The organism is Scytonema sp. UIC 10036, from assembly GCF_009725235.1.
Genome location: NZ_WJFC01000053.1, coordinates 59,699 through 68,943, shown reverse-complemented (window position 1 = coordinate 68,943; position 9,245 = coordinate 59,699). Strand labels below are relative to the sequence as shown.

5 protein-coding genes are annotated in these 9,245 nt (G+C 40.0%); 2 read left to right on the top strand and 3 right to left on the bottom strand.

The window, feature by feature from the left end; all coding sequences use genetic code 11:
• The first annotated feature begins 77 nt into the window (after positions 1 to 77).
• A complete protein-coding gene (locus tag F7734_RS24385; protein WP_155747102.1) occupies positions 78 to 1,979 on the top strand; it encodes an ABC transporter permease in 1,902 nt (633 codons plus the stop codon).
• A gap of 255 nt (positions 1,980 to 2,234) precedes the next feature.
• Positions 2,235 to 3,896, top strand: coding sequence for a hypothetical protein (locus F7734_RS24380; protein ID WP_155747100.1), 1,662 nt, complete (start codon positions 2,235 to 2,237; stop codon positions 3,894 to 3,896).
• 178 nt (positions 3,897 to 4,074) lie between these two features.
• Here F7734_RS24380 and F7734_RS24375 read toward each other — a convergent pair whose 3' ends face one another.
• The 3 genes from F7734_RS24375 to F7734_RS24365 form a co-directional block, all read right to left on the bottom strand.
• Positions 4,075 to 5,217: a hypothetical protein gene (locus tag F7734_RS24375; protein ID WP_155747098.1), complete on the bottom strand. Its 1,143-nt coding sequence runs from the start codon at positions 5,215 to 5,217 to the stop codon at positions 4,075 to 4,077.
• Positions 5,218 to 5,279: 62 nt separating this feature from the next.
• A complete protein-coding gene (locus F7734_RS24370) occupies positions 5,280 to 8,693 on the bottom strand; it encodes a molecular chaperone (protein ID WP_155747096.1) in 3,414 nt (1,137 codons plus the stop codon).
• Positions 8,694 to 8,960: 267 nt separating this feature from the next.
• Complete coding sequence (locus F7734_RS24365) at positions 8,961 to 9,155, bottom strand: hypothetical protein (RefSeq protein WP_155747094.1); 195 nt, start codon at positions 9,153 to 9,155, stop codon at positions 8,961 to 8,963.
• Positions 9,156 to 9,245: the final 90 nt, after the last annotated feature.

Here is a 9,245-nt window from a genome sequence, read left to right as displayed (position 1 = left end):
CCAAAATCCAAAATACAAAATCCAAAATCCAAAATCCAAAATCCAAAATCCAAAATCCAAAATCCAAAATCCAAAATATGAATGATTTAATCAGTAAGTTGGGTGATTGGAACCCACAGTTTTTTAGAGAAATTAAAGGACGCTTAAAGGGTTTTAATATTGCGATCGCAATTGCCGTATCCCTTTTTGGTCAACTCACATTGTTTCTCTACCAATTACGGGAAATCCCGACTGAATTCTATTCAACAGAAGGGGAATACTGTTTTTTACGTCCAGAAGTTTTAGAAAAAAGGCAGCTTTTTAATCGGCAAATAGAAAACCTTTATCAGCAAATCAGTCAACATAGCAAAATTCATCCTTCTGGAAAAAGCAAAATTACTGAATTACAATTGCAAATTGACCAATTGCAACAGAAAGTCTCCGAGCTATCCAATCAGTATTGTCCCATAGAGCAATTAAATATGCCAATGTGGTGGCGCGACCACTGGCAGTATATTTTCTCTACACTTACTGTAGTTTTTATCTTTGCGTTGTTAGTCGCAGGCACTTATTTACTCATCGACAACTTAGCTACAGAAGAACGACGAGGGACTCTCAATTTTATTCGTCTCAGCCCTCAGCCAGCAACAAGTGTTTTGATTGGCAAAATGTTAGGAGTGCCAATATTAGTCTATCTGGTCATCTTAAGTGCATTGCCCTTTCATTTCATTGCAGGACGAAGTGCTAATATAGCGACCAGTCATATTTTGATTTTTTGGATAGTCGCGATCGCGTGCTGTATTTTCTTCTACAGCGCTGCACTACTTTTTGGTTTATATTTCCGTTGGTTTAGTGGCTTTCAACCTTGGTTAGGTAGCGGTGCAGTTTTACTATTCCTGATAATTACAATGCAGTCGCTATGGTCTAGTCCATATGTGACTTCTGCAGGTATTTGGATTAAATTCTTTAGCCCATTTGACATAACAGCATACCTTTTTCCAAACTTTATCCTCTATCGATATAAGTGGGAGATGCTGCAAGAAGTGCAGTTTTTCTATCTACCTATAGGAAAAAATCTCCTAGGCTTAGTGAGTTTGCATTTATTAAATTATGGTTTGGGAACTTACTGTTTGTGGCAAGGATTGACACGCTGTTTCCGTAACTCAAATACAAGTCTCTTCAGTAAAGGTCAAAGTTATTTCTTAGTCGCGTGTACTCAAGTTCTTCTTTGGGGATTTACCTTACAGTATACCAAAAATTATTCCCACTATTGTCCTCCAAAAGGTGCTTGCGTTAGCTTTTACGATGTAAATTATCAAATGACTCAGAATTTTGGCTTAATTCTAGTCTTGAACCTAATTCTATTTTTTGGTTTCCTTGCAATCCTCTCACCTCATCGCCAAACCGTACAAGATTGGGCAAGATATCGACACCAAAATGTTTCTGGCGAGCAAAGTGTGAGAAATAATTTCTGGCTAACCGATCTTATTTGGGGTGAGAAAAGCCCGATACTCGTTGCAGCATTGATTTGTCTTGCGATCGCATCGACTCCAGTTGTCATTTGGCTTTTCCTAGTTCCTATTTTAAATACTCCCCAGACTTCTAATTTAAATTTGTGGATTAATCAAGTTAATAGATTAAACCTAATTTTAGGGGTAGCTATGTTCGTCACTTTGATGATGATTTGTGCTGCGATCGTACAAAGAGCGTTATTTATGAAAACGAAAAAACGCTTTTTATGGGCGTTTGGTTTTGTGGTTGCTCTATTTTTCTTACCTCAATTTACTCTAACCATCTTACAGATTACCCCTTCTATTCATCCTACTCTTTGGTTATTGTCTACTTTCCCATGGGCTGGTTTGGAATTTAGTTCGACACCTGTAATTTTTGTAGCTTGGTTGGGAGAATTAGCAATTTTAGGGTTGTTAATTTGGCATTTATTCGAGGAAGTCAAGATTTTGGGAGAATCTGCTACTAAAGCATTGTTAGTCAAAGATTAGTTAATTTTGCAAAAATGTGACTTAGAAGATGTTTGAAAAGTGGATAGCTGTGATTTTAATCACATGAATTACCCCCTTAATCCCCCTTTATAAAGGGGGGAAACAAGAAAAATTTAGTTCCTCCCCTTGGAAAGGGGAGGGCTAGGGGGGGTAAAAAATATTTAATACATCAATCGTAACTTTTCAAACATCCTCTAAGAAATTGGGGATCTAGTAAAATTCAAGAACTAAAAATTTATATGATTCAAAATCTTCTTGAGCCAAATAGGTGACTGGAATCCTCAACTTTTAAGAGAGATTAAAGGACGGTTGAAAATACAAAATGTCCTACTTGCAATTTCAACCTCTTTACTCAGCCAACTTGTCCTGTATACATTTTTTGCAGTCAAGCTACCAGCGAATCGCGTGACTATCTCTTCCAACTATTCTCCATACTGCACGGGAACTCAAAATACCACAGACTATAGGTGTTTGCACGATGGCTTGAGTCGTTATTATCTTATCAATTGGGAGCTTTTCTGGCAGGACATATTCACATGGCTGAGTATTATTGTTATTGCTGCCCTCTTGATAGTAGGAACCTATTTGCTAACAAGCGATTTAGCAACAGAACAAAAGCGACAAACTCTCAACTTTATTCGACTCAGCCCTCAATCACCAAAAAATGTATTGTGGGGCAAACTGTTAGGTGTTCCTATTTTGCTCTATATTGCAGTAGCCCTGACAGTTCCATTACACTTATGGTCGGGATTAGAAGCAAAAATCCCCTTTTTGTCAATTCTGAGCTTTTACGCTCTTGTATTAGCTGCCTGTATTTTTTATTACAGTGGAGCCTTACTCTTTGGTTTAGTTGGATCTTGGTTAGGCAGTTTTCAAGCTTGGTTGGCAAGTGGTATAGTTCTTGGCTTTCTCATTATAACTAGACTCTGGTTTGCCAATGCTCCGACTGATTCTCCTATTGCTTATATAAAAGGTCTTAACCCATTTTATTTAATTCCTCATCTAGAGAAAAGCTCTTTTTTCACAAGCATTGATTTATGGGAAAAGTTTTCTTGGTTTAAATTTCCATTAGGAGCTAATTTTGTCACTGTTGTTATCTGTCTTGCATTTAATTACAGTGTTCTTGCTTATTTTATTTGGCAAGGTTTATCGCGCTTTTTCCGCGATCCAAATTCCACTATACTTAGCAAGCAACAAAGTTATTGGCTTACTGTATACTTTGCCGTTTGCACTTTAGGGCTTGCTAATTGGCAAGACGTTGTTGCCAGTCCATACTACCATTGGTCGGGATTGCGCGATAGTATTGTGTACATTTTGTTCTTAAATTTATGGTTATTTTTATTTCTGATAGCTTTCCTTGTACCCCATCGCCAATTACTACAAGATTGGATGCGCTACAAAAAAAGCTTTATTGATAATAGTTCCTGGAAACGTTCGTCAGTTCGCGATTTGATTTATGGAGAAAAAAGTCCGGCATTGGTTGCGATCGCATTAAATGCAGTTATTCTGATAACTCCTTTAATTCTTTTACTTTCACTACATCCTGAAAAAAATCCTCACAGAATTGACCCTCTTTTTGCTCTTTCTATAGCTGGTAGTTTAGCTATGGTTTATGCAGCCTTAGCACAATTTATGCTGTTCATGAAAAATCGATACAGGATTTTTTGGACGATAGGTATACTGACTACAGCGATCGTAGTACCAGTCATCATCGGGTTCATGTATGGTGCGAACACGCCAAACAACTTCTTTCCATTCTTGTTCTCAGTGGCTGCACCACTTATTATTTTATATCCCGGAAACCACTCACTGTCTTCAATGGAAATTTTGATAGCTATTCTGTGTCAGTGGGGGATTGTGGGATTCTTAGTTTTTCAGTTGAAGCGGCAATTAGAAAAGGTTAATGAGTTATTGTAACTCAGGCTCCGCATATCACCTCGTTCCCAGGCGGAGCATATCACCTCGTTCCCAGGCGGAGCCTGGGAATGCCTTGAGGGAGGCTCCGCCTCCTGATTTAGTCCACACGCGAGGCGGAGCCTGCTGTACTGCATTCCCAGCCAGAGTCTGGGAACGAGAAACGAGGTGTATTTTTCCACTAAGATGACCGGAAAAGCACTCGCCCTGGAAGCACTTCATCATCAATCTTGGCGTAAACTCGCAAACAAGCAGAGACTTCCCCCGGTACACCGCCAATATCGAGTTGCAAATCATCTTTAGACCAGTTGAAAACATCGGCGTAGGTTCCCCACAACGGGCGAATCTGTACCTGATGTCCGGCTTGGCGTGCTTTTTCCACCACTTGGTCAAGAGTGCGCCGTGTTTCTTGTTGCAGTTTACCCCACCAAGAGAAGCGATCGCTACAGGGCAAGTAAACTAATGAGTGGATTGCTTCATCTAAATCCAGTCTCGCACGCAATGCTACCGCCGGATCGCTATTTTCAGCAGTTGCTTGGACGCGTCGAAAACGATCGACGAGTGCAGTGATGTACTTAGATTTTTCTGATTCTAAACTCAAAGATCGAATCCCAAATCTATCTACACTTTTCAGCGCATGATTGACACACGGATCGGTTTCAATAAATTTGAGACAAGTAGAAACAACTCCTGCAAGAAAATCGAGTTCCCCTCCACTCCTTTCCACCATAAGTCTTGAATCAAAACCAACTCGATTTGAAAACCACAATCCAGGAGCTTTGACTTTTCCACTCAAACCGGGATAAATACATTCATGACGAGTGAAGGGTAAAGATGAGTAGAGTTCCTTGTCCTCGATAGCCCCAATTTGACTCAGTGCTTTTACAAGATACTCTCGCCAAGTATGAGCTAATTTCTCTGGAACTCGCAGTAGCAGATTTTGTACCTCATGCCATAAATCGGTATCACTCGTACTGTAAAATTTATACTGACCGATATAATTTATGAATTCTCGGTCAAGCAACAGAGGTTCATAAATTGGTCTGAGTTTCGAGTCAGTTGCCACTGGTTCCAACACATCTTCCCAGGAGGCATCCTCTTTTTCAGGTGCAGTAGTTTTTTCATAAGTTAATTGCTGTGTATTTGCCAGTTCCAAAAGGATATCCAATTCCCTCAGCAACTCCTCACATACCGTGTTTCCCGGATCGCTCTGCACCATCTTTAATGCTTCCTGTAATTGAGTCCGCAGTCCGTGCAATCCCAATCGCAGTACCCAAGCTAAATTTGAGTTTTCAATTTCCAATAACTTGCTGAGGTGCTGCATAATTCCTCCATTTAAACCCAAAATCAATCAATCCAAAATCCACGCATCTAAAATCCACGCATCTAATGTTCTCCAGAGAAGGGATCGCGTTCTGCTCTCACATCATTAGGTTGGGCTTGGAGGGTATCCCGAAAAACGTATCCTTCTTGTTTGAGACAATTTGAATCTGATGAGGTTAGGTAAGGCACTTCAAATGCATGCACTCTCAGAATACCTTTCTCATTTAAAGAAACGTAATATCGGCAGGGATATTCGGTTTTTACTTCTGGTTCTGGTAATTGACCGATGAGTTCCCATTTATTGGATTGTGGATTGTGGAATTGAAAGTAAAAAGTGTGTTTTCCACTGGCAGGAAATGCAGGTAATTCAGTAATTAATCCCTTTCCTTGCGGTTGTACTTCTCCCTCATTATAATGAAAGATTCTTAAATCGTTGCTGTAGTCTTTCTGAGCTTGAAAAATTACAGTGTGGGCATCTGTTTTTAAAGCATTTGCCGATTCAGCAACGTTAACAGCAATATCACAAATGACTTGACAATCATCGGAAATGACTGTTGATGTTGAAATCGCTTTTGCTGCATCTAAGCAAGGAATATTAATCGGAATTAAGTAGTGTGGATCGCCCTGGCAAAGGAGCAAGTCAATATCAAGCTTTTGATTGATTTCAAACTGAACTTTGATGAGGTTTTTAAAATCTTCCTCACTCATCTCTAGTTTTCTTCTGAGCGCTTCCCCATTGTAGCTTCCCCAAAGTTGAGGTTTGATATTTTCAAAATCCTGACGGATAATATTGTTTGTTAATTGCATCCCTTGCCAACTACTACGAAATCTGGCGAGAGAGTCATTAGCTTGGAGTTGATAAAGTTCTTGTCCTGCTTGGAAAATGGGATCTAAATTTCCTCCAATGACTTCTCTTTTAAAGGAGCACGGTAGGAAGTAAAATAAATTCTTAACATCTATATAAAGCTGGTTTGCTCCTCTACGCAACAATTCTTTTGAATCTTTAGGAGAGAACCCAAGTTGTCTAATTTTCTCAGCAAAACAAGCTCCTGCGGAAGTTGCCAACTTTGTATATTCTGGTTCAAAGGTGACTCGCTCGTCATTCCAAACAAAATAATCTGACTTACTAAAAACTTGATAAAGTTCTCGACTGACTAATTCAAGATTGCAGGTTTTTCCTGATAAAATAAACCAATCGACTTGCTCTTTGTGGTTTTGGGAATTTTGAGGTTCGGGTGATTTGCTTCCAAAGGCGTTCTCGATTAAACCTTGAGCAATACCGATCGCTTCTCGAATGACAGGAGAGACTGCTCTTTCAAATTGCTTCACTGTCAGGGTTACGCTGAGGGTATCGATCGCCTCACTTGGTAACTGAATATCATTTTGTTGCAGCAACTCAAAGATTTTTTGCCCGTTGAGCACAAACACTGGTTCGGGAGTCTCTTTTTGTCGTTTTTGACCGAGTATAATTTTGGCATTTTCTGCGTGTTCCCAAAGAGTGTAAAAAGTTTGGGCGCGGGATGAAGCATTTTTCCAACGAGTGGGAATCACTTTTTCCGCAGCATTTAATGCGTCTTTGTAAGCATCACCTTCTCGAATTTCTCGATCGACATAAGCTAATAAACTACCAGGTAGGTATTTGCCATTATCTAAGAAGTAATCGCTTAATTCTTCCGGTTGTACTTTTAAAACATCCTTGTCCAGACTTTCGCGGACAACAGCCGTCAGCAAACAGTCTGCGATCGCTGCTTTCAACAACAAAAACAACCGCAGAGTAATTAACTCTCCACCCAATTGCAAATGACCGGAAGAACCCAGTAATTTAGGAGTTAGTTTGTAATATCGTCCTCCATCACCCCGATCTTCTCCTGGCTCAAAGGGGTTAATTTCTTCTAAAGTTAAGCGAATCAGCGCCAGATCCGTCGTTCCGCCACCAATATCCAAAACCAGGACATTTTGCCACCATTTGTCCCCATTATAACGGCAACGGGTTTTAAAAGACTCAATCCCGACATTGAGATCGCCACCAAATTCCCGCCAAAGAAAAAAGAGAGCAACTGATACAGCTTCATCGTAAGCCATCTGCACATCTTCGATATCCAATTGTCCCACCAACTTTTCAATTTCACGACGTACAAACGGTGAAGCAATTGTTGGATAAGTCACGACAGCACGGTAGAATTTTCCTTCAGAACACCTACCGGGATAACGTTGGCGGTACTTCTCAGTTAACTCTATAAGTTGAGCATAAGCAGCTTGAAGGAGTTTGTTAACTTCAATGCTTTCAGAGTTGCCATTCAGTGTAATTTGGAAAGAACGTTCTTGTCCAAAGTAACGTTTGGGAGAATGTAGGAACCTCCCTTCAATTTCTTCGCCATTCCTAATAGCATCCAGTCTGTGCTGCTTTGCTTGTTCTCCCAAAACCACCTTCACCTTTACCCGGTTATTTTGCGGTAGAGATGGTTCCAAATGAGAAACTTCTAGCTCGCTAGAAATTTCATTCAGACGGCGATCCTTATCTAATTCTACTGGTATTAAACTTTGCCATTCTAAGGGAGGTACGCGGAAAACTTCGTGATAAATTTGATTCAAACGTTTGCTTGCAGCCCGACGAAACCAACTCAGACGTTTGCTCAAACCAATTTCAATTTGCCGGATAGTTTCTAACAAATCAAGATTATTCACACCCCGAAAAAGTCGATCCCCCAAATTGTGGCGCGTGACAGAATTCATTTCTTTCAAATCTTTGCTCAGTTCAGTCAGAAACTTTTGCCATTCTTGTTCCCATGCATCCCGACTAATACCCGGTATATTATCTACAGGGCGGTGATTCAACCATGATGCCATCCGTTCCCGCAACCTTGCTTCTTGCTCGTTGGGAAAACTATCTGGAGTTACAATCACTTTAGGATCGTACAGTGTAATTGTAGAATTAGACGTACCAAAATCTATGGCAAACCAACCTGGATAGGAAATTTCTGGCTTTTGCATTTCTGGTATTGGTTCGGATTTAAAAAAAGGTCCTGGAGGTGGTGGTGTTATCAGTGGGGTTGAAATTTTAGTTTCTGTCTCTTCGACAGGTGCGCTAGTCCATATCTTGCATTCAGATACAGCAATTTTTGTAGCAGACAGTTTTGGATTACCAATTTCATCTGAATCGAAATATTCCACACTAACCAATAGAATACAGTTGACACCCATTGATAAAGCTCGATCCCACCTGCAATCTATTTGCTTTAATCGTTGTGGAGTTGCCAGTTTAAGTAGTTTATTTGTACTAAACTTGACACTTTTATAAGCCGATTGTATCTGTTGTGCCAAATCCTCTGGTGTTCCAGTGACAGAGATATCAATTTTGGAAATGTGAGGTAAGTTAAAGTTGTCAGTTGGTTTAATTTCAACAACGGGTAGTAGTAAAAGATCGTCGTCTTTTAGGCGTAGTTGGTAACGATTTAATAGTTCGATTTTGACTGACATTTTTGTGATGCGTGGATTTTGGATTTTAGATTTTGAATTTTAGATTTTAGATTTTGAATGGGAATTGAGTGAGCATTGCCCACCATATCAAATTTTTGATAAGCATTGCTCACCCTCTCTCTGTGCTCTGGAGCGCCTCTGCGGTTAAATAAATTACTTTTGAACCGCAGAGGCGCAGAGTACGCAGAGGTAAGAAGTGAGAGAGCTATTGATTTCCTGAAGCTTTCATGCACTATATCAAGCTTTTGGTTAGCAATACCCTACGTACTAGCTAGCCTGATGCTGACTAACTCGCCGTTGCAATTCAGCTTCGGCTTCTTCTATTGACATGGGTTTTGGATTGGGGTTAGCAGCACGTTTTCTATCAATATATGTGTAAAAAGCTTCATTATCTTCGGGATGTTGTTTAACGTAGTTTAGCAAGTCGTTATCGGACATAGCATTGTAATTAAGTTTAGTCATTGAACAGTTACCTTTCCGTTGGGATAAATTTCTATTTGTATTGTGTCCGCAACAAGCATGACAATGCGATTGTTTCTTCCATCTAGTCTA

Excerpts from the sequence above, each read along its gene's own strand:
- F7734_RS24385 (WP_155747102.1), top strand. The coding sequence starts at position 78 with ATGAATGATTTAATCAGTAAGTTGGGTGATTGGAACCCACAGTTTTTT.
- F7734_RS24375 (WP_155747098.1), bottom strand. The coding sequence starts at position 5,217 with ATGCAGCACCTCAGCAAGTTATTGGAAATTGAAAACTCAAATTTAGCT.
- F7734_RS24370 (WP_155747096.1), bottom strand. The coding sequence starts at position 8,693 with ATGTCAGTCAAAATCGAACTATTAAATCGTTACCAACTACGCCTAAAA.
- F7734_RS24365 (WP_155747094.1), bottom strand. The coding sequence starts at position 9,155 with ATGACTAAACTTAATTACAATGCTATGTCCGATAACGACTTGCTAAAC.